Genomic DNA, 20154 nt, shown 5'->3' on the forward strand with positions numbered 1-20154 from the left:
AAAATCTCTGTCGATAGAAGTTTCCTTTATAGCGAAGATATTCAGGAAAAAAGAAAGTAACAGTCACGCAGGGAGCCTTTCGTATGGGGTATGGTACGGAAGGCTTTTTGGCTAAACAGCCCTTTTCGATCAATGTCCATTTCTTAATAGACAATTGGTCGGAGGGCTGTTTTACATAGGTCTGTAGGAAATGGCGGCCTCTTTTCCGTGATGGGCAATTGATTCTACGTGTGGAGGGGAATAAGATAAGGAGAGAGAACGGTTTGAAATAGGGGAGAAATACATGATTAAAATTTTACTAATTGAGGATGAAAAAAATTTAGCAAGATTTATTGAATTGGAGCTCAAATACGAAGGATATGAAATGACGACTTCCTCTGACGGGAGAAGTGGATTGGAACTGGCTATTCGCGAAGAATGGGATTTAATTTTGCTCGATATTATGCTGCCACAATTAAATGGAATTGAAGTGTGCCGGCGTATTCGGGCGATGAAATCGACACCAATTATGATGCTGACGGCACGTGACAGTGTCATGGATCGTGTGTCTGGTCTTGATAGCGGAGCAGACGATTATTTATCAAAGCCATTCGCGATTGAAGAACTGTTGGCGCGTATTCGGGCTCTGCTTCGCCGTTTGCCATCTTCTACGGCAGAGCAACCGTCTGTTTTTACCTTCAAGGATATTCGGCTCGATGCGAAGGGACGTATTGTTCAAAAAGGCGATGCTTCATTAACATTAACGAAAAGAGAGTATGAGTTACTGCTTGCTTTTATGGAAAATGTGAATGTCGTGCTAACGCGGGAAGTGCTGTTAAATAAAGTGTGGGGGTATGAGAGTGAGGTAGAAACAAACGTAGTAGATGTATATGTCCGCTATTTACGCAATAAAATTGATACACCTGGTGAAGAAAGCTATATTCAAACAGTGAGAGGTACGGGATATGTGATGAGGACATGACGATTTTTCGAAATGTGTCACTAAAGTGGAAATTTATAATGGTATCATCTGCTATTATTTTTGTCTCTTTTTTCTTATTTACGTTTTTGCAATATCATATTGTATATAAATGGATGTTTAACCAAGAGGAAAAGGCGGTGGAAAAGACGTTAGAAGAGCTCGTCGCCTTTTATGAGGAGAAGGGACCAAATTTATCGAAAGAGTCGATTCAAAACAGCCGCGCATTAATTGAAGCACTGAATGAAAAATATCAACGAATTACCATCTTAGATGCACAGCAAAAAGTAGTAGTGAATGTGTCGAATGAGGTTTCTTCGGTCTTTCATATGACGGGAGAGGCAGGAAAGGAACTAGAGCGCGATTATTACAAGGCAGATGGCAGTCATGCGATCATTATGAGAGCACCTGTACTTGTAGAGGGGAAGAAAGGAACGGTACAAGTAGTACGTCAGCTAGAGCGTTTTGATCAAATTACTCATGCTTTTTTCAGTGTTATGACGTTTTTTGGGATGAGCGCGGTTTTAATTAGTAGTTTATTAGGCTGGCTTATTTCAAAGCAATTTCTCGCTCCAATTAAAGAATTGACCTATATGATGAGAAACATCAAACGGAAAGGATTTCAGCAGCGGATGGACACGTTGAAATCGAACGATGAACTGGCGGAATTAACGTATATGTTTAATGAAATGATGGATGAAATTGAAAGAACCTTTGATCAGCAAAAACAGTTTGTGGAAGATGCTTCCCATGAGTTTCGTACGCCGATTACCATTTTAGAAGGCCATCTTAGATTGTTGAAAAGATGGGGAAAACAAGACCCTGTTATATTGGAGGAATCGTTGGATGCCGCTCTTTACGAAACAAACCGCTTAAAACATCTCGTTTTAGAGTTGTTAGAGTTGTCGAGAGCGGAAAATATCTCCCGGTCGTTACATGCCGAAAAGATAGAGGTAAATGCTATTGCTGAAAAGATGATTAAAAACGTAGCGGCAGTACATCCTGAATTTTCGATCACGTTTACACCGAGCGGGGCTCCTTCTTATATACAAGTGATGGAACATCATCTTAGTCAGTTGTTAATGATTGTATTGGACAATGCGATTAAATATTCGCTTAACGAAAAATGGATTGCTGTAAAGGTAGAAGAACGCGATGATGTGATACAAATAAAGATATCGGACCATGGGATGGGAATTCCCAAAACAGAAGAGGATAAAATTTTCCAGCGTTTTTATCGTGTAGATAAAGCGAGAAGTAGAGAAATGGGCGGGAACGGCTTAGGACTGGCTATTGCTCGGAAAATAACGGAAACATACAATGGGCAGATTCAGTTGGAAAGTTGTGAAGGAAAAGGAACGACAGTGACGCTCTCTTTTCCTAGTATGTTCATATCTTGACGAAGCGTCTTATCGTTTAGAGAAAGGGATTTAAAATTTGCGGGTATTAAAATGGGCATTCAACTGTCCTTTCAGCATATTGTTGCGTATGTCTTTCGTTTGGCGTTTTCGTTCTTCTGTGGCGAGTTCATTTCGGATTTCATGTGTTTGGACACCTTCTTCGATTTTATCGGCAATTTTCATAAGAAGTTCCACATCTGAAAAGGAGTAATGGCGGATACCGGTGGTGGTTCTTGCAGGAAAAAGGAGCTTGCGTTTTTCATAGTAACGAATTTGACGTTCTGACAGTCCAGTTAGCTCTTTGACCATTCCGATGGACATGACTTTTTTATCTCGGTAAGAGAAATCATTGCCTGTCAACTGTGCTCACCTCTTTGTTTTTTCTATAAGTATAAACAAAAGAGACGGTTTCGAGCGTAAATGTGTCACGTATTCTAACATAAGAAAGTGATTGTTGTAAATGTTATGTCAGAATATGTGACAATGTTGCTGATATGTCAGTAAAAGGCTGATATATTTAAGCTAATTAGAAAAAAGGAGACGTGAAGGTAATGACTTCTTCAAATAGAGATGTATCACAGTTGTGGGAATTGGCAAAGCAAATTGTAGAGCTGGATGTTTTACGAGATGAAAAATGGGAACATTTCAATCAGCTTGCTGGTGAGAAGGCCCATGAGGTGTTAAGAAGAGTACAGAACAGTTAAATGTCTACAAAGTAAGAACGAGGCAGGAGTGCTTTTTCACTCCTGCCTCGTTCGATTAATCAGCTTTGTTATGATAAAGAAGCAGACTGTTCTTCAAGCTGTTTCAGCTGTGCGTGAATTTCCGAATGATTCAAGTGTTCACCGATGAAAACGAGATTGGTTGGAAGTTTCATCATTTCTTTCATGTAAATCGGCATCCCGTAAGAGTATTGAAACATGTACAAATCTTTGGAGTGAGTAAAGGCTAAGTACCCTTTCATGCGGTAAATCGTATCTGGCATACGGCGAAGCCAATCTTCAAACAACTCCAAATCGAATGGCTGCTTCTGTTCATATACAAAAGTTTTCAAATGAAGATGGTGATCGACATGTGCTTGTTCATGTGGTGACTTTTTTGTCATGGACTGCTTTTGGACAGCTTCTAATGAAACGCGGGCATGGGTCGTTAAAATACATGCAGCGTTCGGGTTGATAGATTGAATTTCATATGAAAGCGATGCTTGTTCTGAAGGTGACAATGTGTCTACTTTGTTCACCAATATCATGTCTGCATGACGAATCTGTTCTACGAGCAGTCGTTGCAACTGCAGATTTAATTGTTGTCGATCTTTCCAGCGATTGGCATCTACTAATGTTAAAATCCCTTTCATATCAATTTGCTCAGCAAATAAGGGAGACATACAAGCATCCAGTACTTCAACGGGATGGGCAACGCCTGTCGTTTCAATATAAATAGCATCAAGTTCGTATTCTTGAAGCATGGAGTGGACTTGTGTCTCCAACTGACCTTGAATAGTGCAGCACACGCAGCCATTCAGCAGTTCTTTGAGCGGGGTGCCTCCAGGAACGGCATGAGAATCGATGGAAACTTGACCGAGTTCGTTCATAACAACCGCAATTTTTCTATTGTTTTCTTTTTCTTGTGTCAGTAGTTGCTGTAATAACGTTGTTTTTCCGCTTCCTAAAAAGCCTGCTAAAATATACACTTCTACTTTTTTCATGAATGTTCATTCCTGCCTTTTATGTATAAAATCATGATAATGGTTTTTAATGTGCATGAGAGTAATCTCCTTTTATTATAGCAATGTACAGACAAATGTGAAGAAAAGCTTTCCAGTTTCCTCTGTCTTGTAATGATAATAATACGCGCGTGAAAGAAATTGAAAAAATAGAAAAATAAAATGATTATGATAATATAGATAGTGACGTAGAAAAACTTGCCATGCTTCTTTTCGACTTGGCAGGTTATGTAATGGAATATAGGGAGGTTTGGAGTATGAAAATACTAGTATTAGGCGCTGGAGGAGTAGGCGGCTATTTTGGCGGTCGTTTATTGGAAAAAGGGGAAGATGTCACATTTCTTGTGCGAAAAAAACGTCGTGAACAGTTAGAACAGACAGGGCTTGTTATTAAAAGTATTCACGGTGATGCGACATTTCGACCAAAAATGATTGTGGCAGGGGAAAAGGCAGAGGAGTTTGATCTTATTCTTGTGTCCGCAAAGGCTTATCATCTTCAATCTGCCATTGACGACTTAAGACCGTATGTTAGTGAGAGAACCGCCATTTTACCTTTATTGAACGGCATGAAGCATGTCAAGGCTCTTCAAGAAGCGTTTGGGGAAGAAAAAGTACTAGGCGGTTTATGTTTTATTGAAACGACACTAAATGAAAAAGGAGAGATTGTCCAAACGAGTCCGATTCATGAGGTAGTATTTGGAGAGTTTTCTGGAGAAATGACAGAACGAATTTCTTACATAAACGAAGCGTTTCAGCAGACGAAAGCAAGTTTTCGACTGAGCGGGCAAATTTTACAAGATATGTGGCAAAAATATTTATTTATTACGACTTTTTCAGGGGTGACAACGTTAATGAGAGCCCCTATTGGCCCAATTCGTGACGTAGAAAACGGTCGCCAACTTATTCAAACATTGTTTGAGGAGGTAGAAAGTGTGATGAAAGCGGAAAAAGCCCCGCTTCATCCTGATATTGTTGAGAAGCATATGCACACAATGGAGAAGATGACATATGAAATGAAATCATCTATGCAGCGTGATATGGAAAAAGGATATTCGGTAGAGGCTGATCATCTTCAAGGCTATTTGCTTTCTCTTGCAAAAAAACATCATTTGCACACACCTCTATTGGAAGTTATGTATCAAAATTTAAAAGTTTATGAAATGACCTTGCAATGTTAACAGATGGAATACACGGTAAATGGGTCATTGGGATTAAAGGAGCGATTTGTTAATCGTGAATGTTCGTCGTGCATAGAGGCGGAGAAAAGATTTCTCCTGCCCTGGAAAGTCCGTTTCTCTCTTGCGAGGGGACGGACGTTTTTATTTTCATTAGTTGGACGGCTATTTTTGCAACGGTGGAAAAACGAGCACTGTTCATTACAACGTTTAAATAAGTTCGTTAATGAGACGGGGCAGGAAGGCGATAGCCAGTACGCAGACGGAACTGACGACATGATGCATTTCTAGCACTGCAATGATAAACAACATAATAGAAATATAAAGCTGAAGTCCTTTTAAGAGCAAAGGTTTTTGTTCAAACAGCAAATCACTTAAGACAAACAGTGAAAAGATAAGAAAATTGGCTCCAAGCATGATTGGAAGAGATAGGTTGCCCATTTTTGATTGGAAAAAGATAAGCAATCCGAGAAGTAATAGTGCTGCTGTTTTCATAGTTAAAATGAGTATTCTTTTTTTCACATTTACACCTTCAATTTTCAGTTGTCGATACACGCTTTCATTTGTTAATTCCTCATTTTCTATTTATTTTATTCTATATGAAAATCGTTTTATGCCAAAAGGTTTTCAGGACAAACTTAACAACAATTTTACATTAAGGAAAGCAAGAAACATAACGTAACGTGCATGAAGATTATATATGTTTCCAGAAGAGTACACAATCCCTTGCCGCATTGTTTAAGCAGGAGGAAGATTTTTCGGGGTAAGGAACAGGGAGTCTGCATATACATGAAGATAGCCAAATGGACGTTTATGGAGGGAACAATATGATTAATGTATTGTTTTTTGGAGACCCTGGGATTGATGACGCGGCAGCGATTATGTATGCTCTATCACATCCCCGTATTAACCTTGTCGGCATTGTGGCGGGCTATGGGAATGTGGATCAAGTGACAGCCACGAAAAATACGGCTTATTTATTGAAGCTAGCCAATCGTGAGGATATTCCGCTCATAGGAGGAGCAAAAGGGCCGCTTTCAGGGGAATTTGTTCCATATTATCCTGAAATACATGGTCCGAAAGGGTTGGGGCCGATTACTCCGCCGACAGATATACAAGGACAGTTTTTAAATTTTGATAGAGTGTTTGACATTGTTGAGCAGTACGGTGAGCAGCTGATTATTGTTGATGTCGGCCGATCTACTAGCCTGGCTATTGCTTTTTTGCTGGGAGGCAGAAAATTGATGAATAAAATTAAAGGCTATTACATCATGGGCGGTGCCTTCCTTATACCGGGGAATGTTACAGAGCTTGCTGAGGCGAACTTTTACGGTGATCCAATTGCTGCGAATCTTATAATGGAGCAAGCCCGCCATATTACCTTGTTTCCGCTAAATGTGACGAACCGTGCCGTTGTGACGCGAGATGTTATGCAATTAATTGTAGAAGAAAGTGAAAATCCTTTTAAACATATATTAAAAAGCATTTTCGACTATTATTCAAACGCCTATGAGCAGTTGCTGCCCGGAATTAACGGCAGTCCTTTTCACGATGTATTCGTACTAAGTGCGCTCGCCAATGAAGGAATGGTTCAATATTTGGAGCGTAAAGTGAGAGTGAACATTAGTGGAGAAGCAAAAGGAGTAAGTGTTGCCGATTTTAGGTCTTCCCTGGCTCCGCAACCTGCCGAGGAACTTGTGCGCATTGCGATTGAGTTTAATTTTGAATCGTTTATTGACGAATATATTCAAATGATGACAAGTAAAGGGAAGATGTAATTCGATCTTTTCTCTGTCTTAAAGAATCATTTGACGGAAGAAATAGAGGGTGTTATAGTTGTATTAACTGTTTGCTTCGTATATAAATTTCAGTTTCATGCAGTCGTTTTCAGGCAGGGGTTAAGTGATTCTTACCTTGGACGTACTTCGTATGTTGAATTTATGTAAGTAGTAATAAGTTACATTTTTTCATGTTTTTAGGAGGCTATCTACTATGCAAGGTAAAGTAAAATGGTTTAACGGCGAAAAAGGTTTCGGTTTCATCTCTGTTGAAGGCGGCGAAGATGTATTCGTACACTTCACAGCAATCCAAGGTGAAGGTTTCAAAAGCTTAGAGGAAGGCCAAGACGTTTCTTTCGATATCGTTGAAGGTAACCGCGGACCTCAAGCAGCTAACGTTGTAAAATTATAATTCGAATAGATAATATAATTTGAGCAGTCCAATGTATGGACTGCTTTTTCATTATAAGAAACGAAAAATATGGGTTTGGATCGATGCCTATTATGTCCATGAATCGTTTTTTTAGAGCTAGCTAATGAACGCTAAACATGAACGAACTGAGTTTATTTAAAAATGGGATAGAGGGAAATTATGCGTGAGACATTATTATTGATTGACGGTTTTAACTTATTAAGTCGCTGTTATTTTGCGACAGCTTATGGGCGGGATGAAGAAAGTCTTACTAAAAACAGTGACGGGTTATACATAAACGGCTTGCGGGTCATGATGGCCAAAATGGTGTCGTTTGTAGATTTGTATAAACCGACACATCTTGTAGTAGCTTGGGATGTGAAGCGGGAGGAAACAAACCGTAAAAATTTATTTGATGGATATAAGGAAACGAGAGCAGAACTGCCTTCGCCCCTTATTCAACAATATGAAACATTGACCACTTTGTTTGACCAGCTTGGGGTAGTACAACTGTCGCTTGCAGGTCATGAAGCAGATGACGTCATCGGAGCGTTAGCGAAAAAGTGGAGTGGCGAAAAGCAAATGCCGTGTTACATTTACAGTAACGACCGCGACCTCCTGCAGTTACTTGACGAACATGTTTCGCAAATTATCGCTGTAAAGAGTAAAGGAGATACTGTGTATGCTCTTAGGCACTTTCAAGAGGAATTCGGTATCCAGCCTTCACAATGGATTGATGTAAAGGCACTGCTAGGCGATAAGTCTGATAATGTTCCAGGTGTTGCTGGGGTAGGCGAGAAGGCAGCGCTTCCGCTTATTCAGCAATATGGTTCTGTTGAAGGGCTTTATCATAAGTTGGAAGAACTGGACCCAGCTTTTAATCGTTACAAGAAAAAGCTACAATCAGGTGAAGAGATGGCAAAGTTAAGTAAACAACTTGTGACGATTGAAACGAATATGCCAGAGATTACCGGACTTTCCTTAGAAGAAATCCGTTTTTCTTACAAACAAGATATTTGGCAACAGCGGTGCAAACAGTTAGAATTAAACATTAAGATTATATAATCTTTTCTGCAAAAGGAGGCGAAGGGCATGCAGCCTATTAATAAAGATGCTGTCCAAAAACGATTAGAAAGCTTTTTTCACAAAACAGTGTATGTACATCTTGAAACAACGAATGGTGCATATGCGTCTCATTTCAACGACCAAGTTACGAATGTCGGAGCTTTCATCCGCAACGCGGCCGTGAAGGTGAAACAAGGAAAAATAACGGGCGATGGTCCGTTTCGTGTCGGCCTAGAGCTCGATCTTGGCTGGGTATATGCAGAAGGACTGACAGATTGGGAATTCGATCAGGAAGGGCGACTGTTGCTGGCCGGTCATAATCGCGATGGTCAATTGGCTGTGGCGTTACAAATTAGCGACACACCATTCGCATAAGAAAGGAGAGCTGAAAGATGGAAATGAAAGGTCACATACTTATTGTGTTTCCACATCCCGATGATGAAGCCTTTGGAGTGGCAGGGACAGTGGCACTCGCTCGAAAAAATGGAACACCAGTTACATATGTATGCGGAACGTTAGGAGAAATGGGCCGTAATATGGGGCGCCCATTGTTTGCTAATAGGGAGACGTTACCGCAAATTCGTAAGCAGGAGCTGCAAGAGATGGCTCGTGTGTTAGATATTGAAGATTTGCGGATGCTAGGATTGCGCGATAAGACGCTGGAATTTTTAGATGAGGAAGAATTCGCGGATACAATGCAAGCAATCATTGATGAAGTGAAGCCTACTTATATTTTGACACATTATCCGGGCTATGCGGTTCATCCTGATCATAATGCGACGGGTGCGGCTGTCATTCGAGCGGTATCACGCATGCAGGAAGAGGATCGTCCAGTTGTCCTTGCCCATGCATTTTCAAATAATTGCCGAGAAGTGCTTGGTGAACCAGATGTTGTTATTGATATTAAAGAGGTTCAACAGACGAAAATTGCTGCGTTGCAAGCACACCGTTCTCAAATTGAAGGGATGATTGGCAGCATTAAAACAGAAGATTTAATGCAAAGTCCATTTGTGACGCGTTTGTTGGAAAAAGAAGAATTTTGGACATACCGTTTTAAGTAATGAGAGGAATGAAGAAATAGATGAAGAAGCAACGTGTGTTATTCATCGGCGCTGGACGGATGGCTGAAGCTATTGCTTCAGGCTTGTTGAAAACAGGTAGCTCTAAAATCGAAGAAATCATTATGTCTAATCAGCGTGATGACCAAAGGCTGAAGCGTTTAAAGCAAAAGTATGGCGTCACGACAACCCATAACTGGCGCTTTGAAGTGGCTAATTCAGATGTCATTGTTTTAGCTGCACCGCCTTCAGCACATCAAGAACTGCTTGCTGAGCTTTCTGGATTTTTGACAGGACAGTTTGTTGTGACAATCGCGGCAGGTATCGGTCCGTCTTTTCTTGAAGAGCATTTGCCAAAGCATACACCAGTTGCGTGGATTATGCCAAATACGGCAGCAACAATTGGGCAATCGATTTCTCTTTATGCAATGGGGCAATCGGCAGTAGATGAACATAAAAAAGTGCTCCACATGTTATTAAAGGGAATGGGCGAGTCTCAGCAATGCACAGAAGAGGAAATTCACCATTTAACAGCGGTGACGGGGAGTGCCCCGGCGTTCTTCTACCAGTTTGCAGAACATTTAATTGAAACAGCAAAAGGGTATGGTGTTGAGGAAAAAGTGGCAGGGGATTTAGTTATCCAAATGCTGTATGGCTCTGCTTTAATGCTGAAAAAAGAAAAAAATCCAGAGATCTTGCGTGAGCAAGTGACAACTCCCGGCGGCGCAACAGCAGAAGGGTTGAAAGTGTTTGCTGCTCATGATTTTGGACATATTGTGCAGCAAGCCATTGAAGCGACCAATAAAAAAGCGCTTGGGAAATAGACGTGAAAATCAAAAACACTGAGAAAAAATGACTCTCAGTGTTTTTTTGTTTGCTCAATTTGCTTATTTTTTATTTTGAGTATATTTTTGCGCAACCCATCCGGCGTTAAAGACAGCTGACAACATGGCAATATAAAACATCAGACGAGGCAGGTAGAAGGTGTTCTCATCAGTAAAGCTCATATAAGAAAAGGAATGATAAATGAAAGCAAATGTGATGATCATAAAATGAACTGGCTTTTTGAAGATTTAAACATCGTATACTTCCTTCTCGTGACAAACATAGTGAATGAGTGTGTTTGTTTTTTACTAAAATATTTATCACTATGCTCTTTTTTGATAAGAGCGCCTAGTTTAATTTAAATGTAAAATGGTATTTTTTTGGCTGCCTCATAAGGGAAAATAGGTATCTGAATAAAGAAGTAAAAAAAAATTCAATTTTAAGTAAAAAAAGTCTTGAAATATTGGATGCGTTTTCATATTATATATTTAAAGGTAATGATGTTTAAACAAAGATTACTATGTTGTATTGATTTTACTTAATGTAATGATAAATTTGGGGGGATAAAGGATGAAATTTTTCTTAGACAGTGCCAAAATTGACGAAATTCGTTATGCGTATGAAAATTGGGCGATTGATGGGGTAACAACCAATCCGCGCCATATTATGAACAGCGGTAAGCCATTTTTAACCGTATTAGATGAACTAGGAAGCGAATTTAAAGGGGTCAATAATTTTCCGATCTCTGTTGAAATTAATCCACATTTAAATGATGCAAAAGAGATGGTTTCAGAAGGAAAGAAAATCGCGGCGTTATCTTCTAATTTTGTCATTAAAATTCCTTGCATTGAGCCAGGTCTAATCGCGGCGAAAGAGCTTGAAAAAGAAGGAATCCGCACAAATGTAACACTTGTATTTTCACCTTCTCAAGCGTTGCAACCTGCACGTATCGGTTCTCAATTTGTCTCTCCATTTGTTGGTTGGAAAGAAAATAGCGGGGAAGATACAGGACAATACATTCAAGATATCGTCAACATCTATAAAACATACGGCTATGATACAGAAGTCATCGTGGCAGCGCTTCGCAACGGTAAGCAAATTGTAGATGCAGCGAAATCTGGAGCACATATTGTGACATGCGGTTTTGATGTATACCAAAGCAGCTTCTACCATGCTTTCACAGATTACGGATTAAACGTGTTCCGCAATGCATGGGATAATACAGTGACAGAAGAGCCTGTGTTAAAATAAACCCATCTATTCAGTAGAAAACGAACAGCAGGACGCCTCAGCGAATAGTACCACGCTTTGTTTGAGGCGTTCTTTTTAGAGGGAAAAGGAGTGGGAATAGTTGGCTGCATTTGATGTATTAAAGAAACTCAACCCGTATGTACCGTTTTATCATATTCAAGACCGAGAGTTTCAGCCGTACGGTAAAATAGTGACAGGCTACGATTTCACAGAGCTTCACGTGTATATGGAAGAAAAGACGGTCATCCCACAAGACGGGAATAGTTACGTCGCGTCGGTGGCGGAAATGGAAGAAACTCGCGTTAAAGAACAGATCCAGGTGAATTTTTACGGAGATATGCCCATTCAAATCGGCTATTGCAATGGACCGAATTCGACCTTAAATGGTTTAGAGTATCATAAAAGCAGTGAAATCAACATTGCTGTAACAGATTTCGTACTTCTATTAGGGAAAGTACAGGATATTACACATAACAAATTCGAGTCTGAGGGTGTAGAAGCATTTTTTGTGCCGCAGGGGACAGCGATTGAGCTGTACGGTACTACGCTTCATTTTGCTCCATGTAAAGTGGCAGACAGCGGATTTAAAGCGGTTGTCATTTTGCCGGCAGGAACGAATGAACCGCTTGAAAAGACGGTGGACAAACGAACAGCGGAAGATGATCTATTATTTATGAAAAATAAATGGCTCATTGCTCATCCAGATCGGGAAGCATTAATGAGCCGTGGAGCTTATCCGGGGATTAAAGGAGAAAACATTCAAATTCATTATAAATAAACAAAGACAGAAGAAATGGGAGAAAAAAGGGGAGTAAGAATGTTATGGAGATGACGAATCTTTGGTTTACGCTATTATCCTGCGTCTTTTTCATGGGGTTGGTCGCATGGGTTTCATATTTAAAAACAAAAGGTGATGTAAGCGATTCCACTGGTTATTTCTTAGCAGGGCGCGGTTTGACGGGAACGTTTATTGCCGGGTCTTTGCTTTTAACGAACTTGTCAGCAGAGCAGTTGATTGGCTTGAATGGTCAAGCTTATCGTGCAAACTTATCAAACATGGCTTGGGAAGTAACCGCTTCATTTGCCATTGTTATTATGGCTCTTTATTTGTTGCCAAAATATTTAGGCGGAGCGTTTTCCACCTTGCCACAGTTTTTAAGTACACGTTATGATGAAGGGGTAAGACGTTACACGGTTGTTCTATTCATGCTTGGATATATCTTTGTCACCATCCCATCTGTGCTGTACTCGGGAGCATTGGCAATTTTGAAACTGTTTGATGTACCAGCTATGTTGAACATTTCGTATAATCAATCTGTTTGGTTAATTGTTTGGATTGTGGGAATTATTGGTGCTATCTATGCTATTTTCGGTGGTTTGAAAGCGGTTGCGGTTTCAGATACCATTAACGGAATTGGCTTGCTTATTATCGGGGTTCTCGTTCCTGTACTTGGCTTTCTTGCTCTTGGAGATGGCAGTATGGCGGAAGGGGTAAAGAAAGTGGTAACGGCTAATCCTGAAAAATTGAATGCGATTGGTTCGAGTACGGATTCGGTCCCATTTGGAACAATTTTTACTGGAATGATTTTTGCCAATTTATTCTATTGGGGAACGAATCAGTACGTTATTCAACGTACATTAGGAGCTGCGAGTTTGGCTGAAGGTCAAAAAGGGGTTCTATATTCTGGCTTTTATAAATTATCCATTCCATTATTCATGATGGTTCCAGGATTGATTGCGTTCCAAATGTATGGAGAAGGCATGGAGCCGGTTGACTTAGCTTATCCGGCACTTGTTGCGGATGTATTGCCGACGTACATGTCAGGATTTTTCTTAGCGGTTTTGCTTGGGGCAGTATTAAGTTCGTTCAACTCATTGTTAAACTCGGCCGCAACGATGTTTGCCCTTGATATTTACAAACCGATGAAGCCAAATGCTTCAGATGAACAACTAATTCGCGTAAGTAAAATTTTTGGAACGATTATTGCGCTTGTGACATTTTTCGTTTCGCCGATGCTCATGAATGCTCCTGACGGATTATGGGATCTTATTCGTCGCTTTACAGGATTCTTTAACATTCCAATCATTACAATTGTATTAGTTGGCTTATTCTCAAAACGTATTCCAGCTCTTGCAGCAAAGGTCGCGATCATTTTCCACGTTATTACATATTACATGCTTGTGTGGGGATTAAACCAACTATTTGGTATTCAAGTGACGATGAACTTCATTCACATCTATGCCATTTTATTCGTCATTGAAGTGACAATTATGATGACAATTGGAAAAATCAAACCGATGAAAGTACCGTATACATTCAAACCGAATGCGCAAGTGAGTCTTGTGCCATGGAAATACTCTTTACTTGTCACGGTGATTTTATTAACACTTGTCGTTATGACATATGTTGTCTTCTCGCCAGTGGGACTTGCTTATGAAAGCGCAATCGTGTCGCCGATGTTCTGGCCAATTATGTTAGCGATTACAGCGATATCTGGTCTATTAAGCTTCTTATCAATAAAAGTTTGGTACAACAAATACGCTTCTTTTTTAGAAACACAGCATGCGGGGAAACCAGAAGAAAAAAAGCTTGCTTAATTTAACGAAAACATTGCGGAGGCGGGTGTTCTGCACATGCCTCCGTGAACGAAAAGAGGGAATAGGATGGGGAACATTCAAGTACAAACAGAAATGTTGGTCAATTTAACGGCAGACGGATTTGAGCTGAACTGGAATGGTGACTTGCTTCTTCAGCATTCCGTGACAAAGCCTCTTGTTTACGCAGGATATGGTGAAGAGACGATTGATATGTATCGTGGAAATTTTGATATTCAAGATTACGTGATTGAGAGAACCGCCCTTCGCTATGCACAAGTACAGCAGAAGGAAAATGGGGAAGCTCTTATTTATCTCAGTAAATTTGCTGATGGGGTCCCGGACGTGACGCTCACTTTAAAGGTTGAAAACGGTCAAGCGAAGCTTCAGTTTACAGAAGTCGATGAAACGATCAACCGCTTTTGGATTCGAGTCGAAGCAGATCATGAGGAAAAAGTGTACGGCTGCGGAGAGCAAATGTCTCACTTTAATATGCGCGGCAAAAACTTCCCGCTTTGGACATCAGAGCCTGGGGTAGGTCGAAATAAAAACACATATGTGACATGGCAAGCAGACGTATTAGACAAAGCAGGCGGGGATTATTATCATACCAATTTCCCGCAGCCAACTTTTGTATCATCACGAAAATATTATTGTCATGTAGAGACGACGGCCTATGCTGACTTTAACTTCCGTCATTCTGATTTTCATGAACTTCATATTTGGGAAGTGCCACAAGAAGTTGTCTTTGAAGGGGCACCGACATTTATGGAGCTTGTTGAAAAAATTACGGAACGGTTCGGGCGTCAGCCAGAGTTGCCTGAATGGACATACAATGGCATTTGGCTTGGAATTCAAGGCGGTACAGATGTTGTAGAAGAAAAAATTGAAAAGGCACTCGCTAAAGGAGTCAAAATTGGTGGTGTGTGGTGTCAAGATTGGCAAGGAAAGCGAATTACTTCATTTGGAAAGCGTCTGATGTGGAATTGGCGCTGGAATCCAGCGGAATATCCCAACTTGGACAAGAAGATTCATGAATGGAAAGAAAAAGGTATTCGCTTTTTAGGCTATATTAATCCGTACGTGGCAGTCGAAGGGGACTTGTTCCAGCATGCGAACGAAAGAGGCTATTTAGCCCTTAATGAAAGTGGAGAAACGTATTTAGTCGATTTCGGTGAATTTTACTGCGGGGTAGTCGATTTTACAAACCCTGAAGCCTTCGAATGGTATAAAACAGTGATTAAAGATAACTTGATTGGCTTTGGATTGGACGGTTGGATGGCCGACTTCGGTGAATATTTACCAACAGATGTCGTGCTCCACAACGGGGTGTCGCCGATGAAGATGCATAATGCATGGCCGACGCTTTGGGCAAAAGCAAATTACGAAGCGGTTGAGGAAGCAGGGAAGCTTGGAGAGGTTGTCTATTTCATGCGTGCGGGTTATACAGGCATTCAAAAATATTGCACGCTGCTGTGGGCAGGTGATCAAAGCGTTGATTGGACGCTTGATGACGGCTTAGCGTCTGTTATCCCAGCGGCTCTTTCATCAGGCATGGTCGGCTGTGGCTTGCATCATAGTGACATTGGCGGCTACACAAGTTTACACGGCAATAAGCGTTCAAAAGAACTTCTCATGAGATGGGCAGAGATGGGGGCTTTTACACCAGTCATGCGTACACATGAAGGAAATCGTCCGTACGATTGTTTCCAATACGACGGTGATGATGAAACGCTTGAGCATTTAGCGAGAATGACGAATATCTATGTCGCACTTGCCCCTTATACAAAAGCGCTTGTGAAAGAAAATGCGGAAAAAGGTATCCCTGTTCAACGTCCATTATTTATGCATTATGAGCAAGACGAAAAAGCGTATGATATTCAATACCAATATTTATTTGGACCGGACGTACTTGTTGCCCCTGTACATCAAGAAAATGAGCAGCAATGGGAAGTGTACTTGCCGGAAGACGAGTGGATTCACGTGTGGTCTGGAAGAGAATACAAAGGCGGCACAGTTTCAGTAGAGGCACCTATTGGCTATCCACCAGTGTTTTACCGGAAGCACTCTTCTTGGAAAGGGTTATTTGAAGAGCTATCACACTTATAAGGTGCAAAGGGGCTGCTCATGATAAGAAAGAGCAGCCTTTTTTTGGCTATTGGGGGAAGCTTACATTTATGATCTACCCATTCGTAACAAAGGATAAACCATTGGAAAAAATCAAAAACAAATTACCTTTAGGGCTACCAAAAGGTAATGATGTATATTATAATGGTCATAACGAATTTAAATTTAATCGAGACAAAGGGGAAACAATATGTTAAATGTAAACGTGCTATATTTACCGATCGGCAGAAAAACATTCGATTTAGAGACAGCCGAGCAATATCGTCAGCAAAGCATGGCATGGCTGCACGAGAACGTTCAAACGGTGGTGGCTCCAGAAGAGATTTTAACTTCAGTTGAAGACATGGAAGCCTTTTTACTGTCTATGAAGGATCAGCCAATCGATACGGTATTATATCAAAGCGTGACATTTGCTGATGGGGAATTTATGGTCAAGGCGCTCGAATATCGAAAAGAGCCAGTCATTGTGTGGTCAGTCCGTGAGCCGAGTGTCGGCGGGCGCCTTCGTTTAAACTCACTCACTGGGGGAAATAGTACAAGCAATGTTTTAAAGAATTACCGTCATCCGTTCGCCTTCCTTTTCGGAAATCCGGATGAAGTGGCCCTTCAAGAACGTTTGTTGCAACAGGTTAGCGTGATGAAAGTGATGAAGGCACTTCAACAATTGAAGATTGGCGTTGTAGGGGAGCATCCGCCTGGGTTCTTCTTTTCTGATACAAATGAACAGGAACTGCAATCTACATTTGGTGTGACCCTCCATAAAATGGACTTGTATGATGCGTTTAAAAAATGTGTTGAGTTGCCTGAAGAAGAATGGATTGGTGCCATCGAACGAGCGGAACAGCAAGTCATCGGGTTAAGAAGAGATGACGAAACCGTCAAGAAATTCGCCCAGTTTTCAACATACATTAAAAAACATATTGAAAAAGAGAATGTTCAAGCACTTGCTGTTCGATGCTGGCCGGATTTCTTCAATGATTTAGGAGCAGCCGCCTGTTCCACCTTATCTCAATTCACTGAAGATGGAGTCGTCTCTTCCTGTGAATCTGACATTCACGGAGCTGTCTCTATGTTCGTTCTCCGTGAACTGAGTGGGGGAAATGCACCTTATTTAGGTGATTTAGTACATGTGAACGAAGAAAACAATTCAGTTGTGTTTTGGCATTGTGGTGCCGGTGCTTATTCACTTGCCAATCCTTCAACAGGAGCAACGGCTGGTGTCCATCCAAACCGGAAAATGGGCTTTACGATGGACTTCGGATTAAAGGCAGGAGAAGTCACGATGTTCCGCGTCAGCCATACACCAGATGGTTATCGTCTTCTTGTTATGAAAGGGAATGCTCTTGATACAGCAAAGCCGTTCAATGGCACATCAGTGGAAGTCGCTTTGGCAACAGATGTGACCGATACATTATATGAACTGATGAATGAAGGATATGAGCCTCATTTTGCCCTTGTATATGGGGATGTAACAAAACAGCTTGTTGAACTAGGGCGTCTTCTCGGAATTGAGACGAATGTCTATTGCTAATAAAGAGACGGCCACACTTGACGGGTAAAACGAAAGAGAGGTTTAGCGATTGGCAGAAATCGTAGATGCAACGAAAAATATCGCACTGTATGTGCAAGTAAAAGACATTTTAGTAAAACGGATTCAGGAAAAAACGTGGAAACCGAACACGCTCATTCCAACCGAACAGGAATTGATGGAAGAATTCAATGTGAGCCGGACAACGATCCGCCAAGCTATTTCAATGCTTGTACAAGATGGGTTGTTGGAAAAAAAGCAAGGAAAAGGAACCATCGTCAAACAACAACGATTAGTTGGCAGTCTCGGAAAATTGAAAGGATTTGCCGAAGAAGCGGTTGAAAAGGGGCTGACACCGCATTCTAAATTAGTCCGAGCAGAATTTTCAACCGACTTATATTTTGAAAAATCGATGCTTGAACTAGAAGAAGACGAAGAAGTACTTGTCGTTGAGCGGATTCGTTTTGCGGATAAAACACCAATTGCCATTGAGCGCTCATGCTGGCCGGCTTCTATTGGGAAAATTCTGACGCAACATGATTTGGACGGAGCAAAATTTTATGAAATTTTAGAGCAAAACGATGTTCATTTAAAGCGGGCGAAGGAAAAAATCTCTGCCATTAATGCAACCATTTATGAAGCGGATTTGCTTGGCATTCGCGGCGGGGAAGCGTTGCTTGAAATGACCCGTTTAAGCTTTGGATTTGATGATAAGCCTATCGAATTTACGAACACAAAATTCCGAAGTGATAAATATCATTATGATATTGAATTGAAGCGATAAAGAAGAATAGATAACAAGGGAGTGGAGAGAAATGACAACAGCAACAGACGTAAAACAATATGGATTATACATTGATGGTAAATGGGAACAAACAGAAAAACAGATGGATGTTTTGAACAAGTATACGCAAGAACCAGCTGCTCAAATCGCGGTTGCGACAAAAGAGCAGGTCGATGCAGCCGTGAAAAGTGCGAAAGCAGCCGTGAAAGAGTCATTTTCTCCTTATGAGCGCTACAATGTACTAATGAAAGCTTCTAAACTATTATTAGAGCGCCGTGAAGAATTTGCACAAGTGCTTGCTGTTGAAGTTGGAAAACCGATCCGTGACTCAAGGGGGGAAGTGGAGCGTGCGGCTCAAACGCTGGAAGTATCCGCTGAGGAAGCGAAACGTATTCATGGCGAAGGTGTTCCAGTCGAAGCAGCTCCAGGTTCGGAAAATCGCATGGCCTTTACAGTGCGTGTCCCGGTAGGAGTGATTGCAGCGATTACACCGTTCAATGTGCCGTTGAATCTTGTTTGCCATAAAATTGGTCCGGCATTGGCGGCTGGAAACAGCGTTGTATTGAAACCAGCGGAAGTGACTCCTATTTGTGCATTAATGCTGGCAATGGTATTAGAAGAAGCCGGTCTTCCGAAGGGCCGTCTTCAAGTGGTGACAGGTGACGGAGCAGAAATTGGCGGCTGGTTGCTGGAAAATCAAGATGTGAACATGTTTACCTTTACAGGAAGCCCGCGTGTTGGTGAGTTTATTCGTTCTAAAGCGGGCTTACGCAAAGTAGCATTAGAATTAGGAAACAACTCCGCTACAGTCGTTCATAAAGATGCGAATTTGGAACAGGCAGCATCATTAATCGCTCAAAAAAGCTTTAACAATGCTGGGCAAGTATGTATTTCTGTACAACGTATATATGTTCATGAGGATATCTTTGAGACATTTGTAGCAAGCTTGAAAGAAAAAACGGAACAATTTGTTGTCGGGGACCCACTTGAGGAAGGGACAGACATCGGTCCGATGATCCGCTTAAGTGAAGCGGAGCGTGTGGAAGCATGGGTCAATGAAGCGGTCGAACAAGGAGCAGTTGTCGAGCTTGGCGGAAAGCGTGATGGTGCGTTTTATTCTCCGACCATTTTAACCAATGTTCATGACGAAATGAAAGTATGCCGCCAGGAAGTATTCGGTCCGGTTGTCGCAGTTGCGGCGTATAAAGAAATCGAGGAAGTCATTGCAAAAGTGAATGATTCTGATTACGGTCTTCAAGCGGGTTTATTTACGAACGATTTAAACTTTGCGATGAAAGCAGCTCGTGAAATTGAGGTAGGCGGTTTAATTATTAATGATGCATCAGCTTACCGCGTCGACCATATGCCTTACGGCGGCGTGAAAAAAGCGGCACAGGAAAAGAAGGACCAAAATATGCAATCGAAGAAATGACCGAAGAGCGCATTGTCGTATTAAATTTATAATCATCAACTGA

Annotated in this window: 19 protein-coding genes and 1 pseudogene; 17 read left to right on the forward strand and 3 right to left on the reverse strand. The window is 41.2% G+C overall.

Features of this window, described 5'->3' with window-relative positions; all coding sequences use genetic code 11:
• The first annotated feature begins 283 nt into the window (after nucleotides 1-283).
• Together ACXAEO_RS05970 and ACXAEO_RS05975 are read left to right on the forward strand one after the other, a co-directional pair.
• The gene (locus ACXAEO_RS05970; protein ID WP_474879116.1) at nucleotides 284-961 is read left to right on the forward strand and encodes a response regulator transcription factor; all 678 of its coding nucleotides are present in this window, start codon (nucleotides 284-286) and stop codon (nucleotides 959-961) included.
• Nucleotides 962-999: 38 nt separating this feature from the next.
• Entirely contained in the window at nucleotides 1000-2358 is a 1359-nt protein-coding gene (locus ACXAEO_RS05975; protein WP_474879118.1) for a HAMP domain-containing sensor histidine kinase, read from the forward strand.
• Nucleotides 2359-2388: 30 nt separating this feature from the next.
• Here ACXAEO_RS05975 and ACXAEO_RS05980 read toward each other — a convergent pair whose 3' ends face one another.
• Entirely contained in the window at nucleotides 2389-2718 is a 330-nt protein-coding gene (locus tag ACXAEO_RS05980; RefSeq protein WP_474879121.1) for a MerR family transcriptional regulator, read from the reverse strand.
• Nucleotides 2719-2909: 191 nt separating this feature from the next.
• Here ACXAEO_RS05980 and ACXAEO_RS05985 point away from each other — a divergent pair, with 191 nt between their 5' ends.
• Nucleotides 2910-3062 (forward strand): hypothetical protein, encoded by a 153-nt coding sequence (locus tag ACXAEO_RS05985; RefSeq protein ID WP_474879123.1) that lies wholly within the window; start codon nucleotides 2910-2912, stop codon nucleotides 3060-3062.
• Between the two features lie 68 nt (nucleotides 3063-3130).
• Here ACXAEO_RS05985 and ACXAEO_RS05990 read toward each other — a convergent pair whose 3' ends face one another.
• On the reverse strand, nucleotides 3131-4063 hold the full coding sequence (locus tag ACXAEO_RS05990; RefSeq protein ID WP_474879126.1) for a CobW family GTP-binding protein: 933 nt from the start codon (nucleotides 4061-4063) through the stop codon (nucleotides 3131-3133).
• A gap of 275 nt (nucleotides 4064-4338) precedes the next feature.
• Here ACXAEO_RS05990 and panE point away from each other — a divergent pair, with 275 nt between their 5' ends.
• Entirely contained in the window at nucleotides 4339-5259 is a 921-nt protein-coding gene (gene panE, locus ACXAEO_RS05995; RefSeq protein ID WP_474879128.1) for a 2-dehydropantoate 2-reductase, read from the forward strand.
• Nucleotides 5260-5466: 207 nt separating this feature from the next.
• Here the strand turns inward: panE and ACXAEO_RS06000 are convergent, their stop codons facing one another.
• Complete coding sequence (locus ACXAEO_RS06000; RefSeq protein ID WP_474879130.1) at nucleotides 5467-5778, reverse strand: hypothetical protein; 312 nt, start codon at nucleotides 5776-5778, stop codon at nucleotides 5467-5469.
• A 305-nt stretch (nucleotides 5779-6083) separates the two neighbouring features.
• Between ACXAEO_RS06000 and ACXAEO_RS06005 the strand changes: the two genes are divergently transcribed.
• From ACXAEO_RS06005 to ACXAEO_RS06065, 13 genes and pseudogenes are all read left to right on the forward strand, one after another.
• On the forward strand, nucleotides 6084-7034 hold the full coding sequence (locus tag ACXAEO_RS06005) for a nucleoside hydrolase (protein WP_474879133.1): 951 nt from the start codon (nucleotides 6084-6086) through the stop codon (nucleotides 7032-7034).
• A 214-nt stretch (nucleotides 7035-7248) separates the two neighbouring features.
• A complete protein-coding gene (gene cspD, locus ACXAEO_RS06010; RefSeq protein ID WP_474879135.1) occupies nucleotides 7249-7446 on the forward strand; it encodes a cold-shock protein CspD in 198 nt (65 codons plus the stop codon).
• A 180-nt stretch (nucleotides 7447-7626) separates the two neighbouring features.
• A complete protein-coding gene (locus tag ACXAEO_RS06015; RefSeq protein WP_474879138.1) occupies nucleotides 7627-8511 on the forward strand; it encodes a 5'-3' exonuclease in 885 nt (294 codons plus the stop codon).
• A 27-nt stretch (nucleotides 8512-8538) separates the two neighbouring features.
• The gene (locus ACXAEO_RS06020; RefSeq protein WP_474879142.1) at nucleotides 8539-8886 is read left to right on the forward strand and encodes a YojF family protein; all 348 of its coding nucleotides are present in this window, start codon (nucleotides 8539-8541) and stop codon (nucleotides 8884-8886) included.
• Between the two features lie 23 nt (nucleotides 8887-8909).
• Nucleotides 8910-9572, forward strand: a complete 663-nt coding sequence (gene bshB2, locus ACXAEO_RS06025; protein WP_474883991.1) for a bacillithiol biosynthesis deacetylase BshB2 — start codon at nucleotides 8910-8912, stop codon at nucleotides 9570-9572.
• A gap of 20 nt (nucleotides 9573-9592) precedes the next feature.
• The gene (proC, locus tag ACXAEO_RS06030) at nucleotides 9593-10393 is read left to right on the forward strand and encodes a pyrroline-5-carboxylate reductase (protein WP_474879145.1); all 801 of its coding nucleotides are present in this window, start codon (nucleotides 9593-9595) and stop codon (nucleotides 10391-10393) included.
• A 571-nt stretch (nucleotides 10394-10964) separates the two neighbouring features.
• Nucleotides 10965-11645: a transaldolase family protein gene (locus ACXAEO_RS06035; protein WP_474879149.1), complete on the forward strand. Its 681-nt coding sequence runs from the start codon at nucleotides 10965-10967 to the stop codon at nucleotides 11643-11645.
• 100 nt (nucleotides 11646-11745) lie between these two features.
• A complete protein-coding gene (locus ACXAEO_RS06040) occupies nucleotides 11746-12423 on the forward strand; it encodes a DUF4867 family protein (protein ID WP_474879153.1) in 678 nt (225 codons plus the stop codon).
• 44 nt (nucleotides 12424-12467) lie between these two features.
• Entirely contained in the window at nucleotides 12468-14243 is a 1776-nt protein-coding gene (locus ACXAEO_RS06045; RefSeq protein ID WP_474879155.1) for a solute:sodium symporter family transporter, read from the forward strand.
• A 66-nt stretch (nucleotides 14244-14309) separates the two neighbouring features.
• A complete protein-coding gene (locus tag ACXAEO_RS06050) occupies nucleotides 14310-16349 on the forward strand; it encodes an alpha-glucosidase (RefSeq protein WP_474879159.1) in 2040 nt (679 codons plus the stop codon).
• A gap of 208 nt (nucleotides 16350-16557) precedes the next feature.
• Nucleotides 16558-17898 carry a sulfoquinovose isomerase gene (gene sftI, locus ACXAEO_RS06055; RefSeq protein ID WP_474879162.1) on the forward strand — a complete coding sequence of 447 codons (1341 nt, stop codon included), beginning with the start codon at nucleotides 16558-16560 and terminating at the stop codon, nucleotides 17896-17898.
• 49 nt (nucleotides 17899-17947) lie between these two features.
• Nucleotides 17948-18679: a GntR family transcriptional regulator gene (locus ACXAEO_RS06060; protein WP_474879164.1), complete on the forward strand. Its 732-nt coding sequence runs from the start codon at nucleotides 17948-17950 to the stop codon at nucleotides 18677-18679.
• Between the two features lie 31 nt (nucleotides 18680-18710).
• Nucleotides 18711-20143: pseudogene (locus ACXAEO_RS06065) on the forward strand (aldehyde dehydrogenase family protein).
• Nucleotides 20144-20154: the final 11 nt, after the last annotated feature.

This window comes from Bacillus sp. ABA4_010, assembly GCF_056159105.1.

Bases quoted from the DNA above. Each gene is read 5' to 3' on its own strand.
- ACXAEO_RS05970 (WP_474879116.1), top strand. From the start codon at position 284: ATGATTAAAATTTTACTAATTGAGGATGAAAAAAATTTAGCAAGATTT.
- ACXAEO_RS05975 (WP_474879118.1), top strand. From the start codon at position 1,000: ATGGTATCATCTGCTATTATTTTTGTCTCTTTTTTCTTATTTACGTTT.
- ACXAEO_RS05985 (WP_474879123.1), top strand. From the start codon at position 2,910: ATGACTTCTTCAAATAGAGATGTATCACAGTTGTGGGAATTGGCAAAG.
- ACXAEO_RS05990 (WP_474879126.1), bottom strand. From the start codon at position 4,063: ATGAAAAAAGTAGAAGTGTATATTTTAGCAGGCTTTTTAGGAAGCGGA.
- panE (WP_474879128.1), top strand. From the start codon at position 4,339: ATGAAAATACTAGTATTAGGCGCTGGAGGAGTAGGCGGCTATTTTGGC.
- ACXAEO_RS06005 (WP_474879133.1), top strand. From the start codon at position 6,084: ATGATTAATGTATTGTTTTTTGGAGACCCTGGGATTGATGACGCGGCA.
- cspD (WP_474879135.1), top strand. From the start codon at position 7,249: ATGCAAGGTAAAGTAAAATGGTTTAACGGCGAAAAAGGTTTCGGTTTC.
- ACXAEO_RS06015 (WP_474879138.1), top strand. From the start codon at position 7,627: ATGCGTGAGACATTATTATTGATTGACGGTTTTAACTTATTAAGTCGC.
- ACXAEO_RS06020 (WP_474879142.1), top strand. From the start codon at position 8,539: ATGCAGCCTATTAATAAAGATGCTGTCCAAAAACGATTAGAAAGCTTT.
- bshB2 (WP_474883991.1), top strand. From the start codon at position 8,910: ATGAAAGGTCACATACTTATTGTGTTTCCACATCCCGATGATGAAGCC.
- proC (WP_474879145.1), top strand. From the start codon at position 9,593: ATGAAGAAGCAACGTGTGTTATTCATCGGCGCTGGACGGATGGCTGAA.
- ACXAEO_RS06035 (WP_474879149.1), top strand. From the start codon at position 10,965: ATGAAATTTTTCTTAGACAGTGCCAAAATTGACGAAATTCGTTATGCG.
- ACXAEO_RS06045 (WP_474879155.1), top strand. From the start codon at position 12,468: ATGGAGATGACGAATCTTTGGTTTACGCTATTATCCTGCGTCTTTTTC.
- ACXAEO_RS06050 (WP_474879159.1), top strand. From the start codon at position 14,310: ATGGGGAACATTCAAGTACAAACAGAAATGTTGGTCAATTTAACGGCA.
- sftI (WP_474879162.1), top strand. From the start codon at position 16,558: ATGTTAAATGTAAACGTGCTATATTTACCGATCGGCAGAAAAACATTC.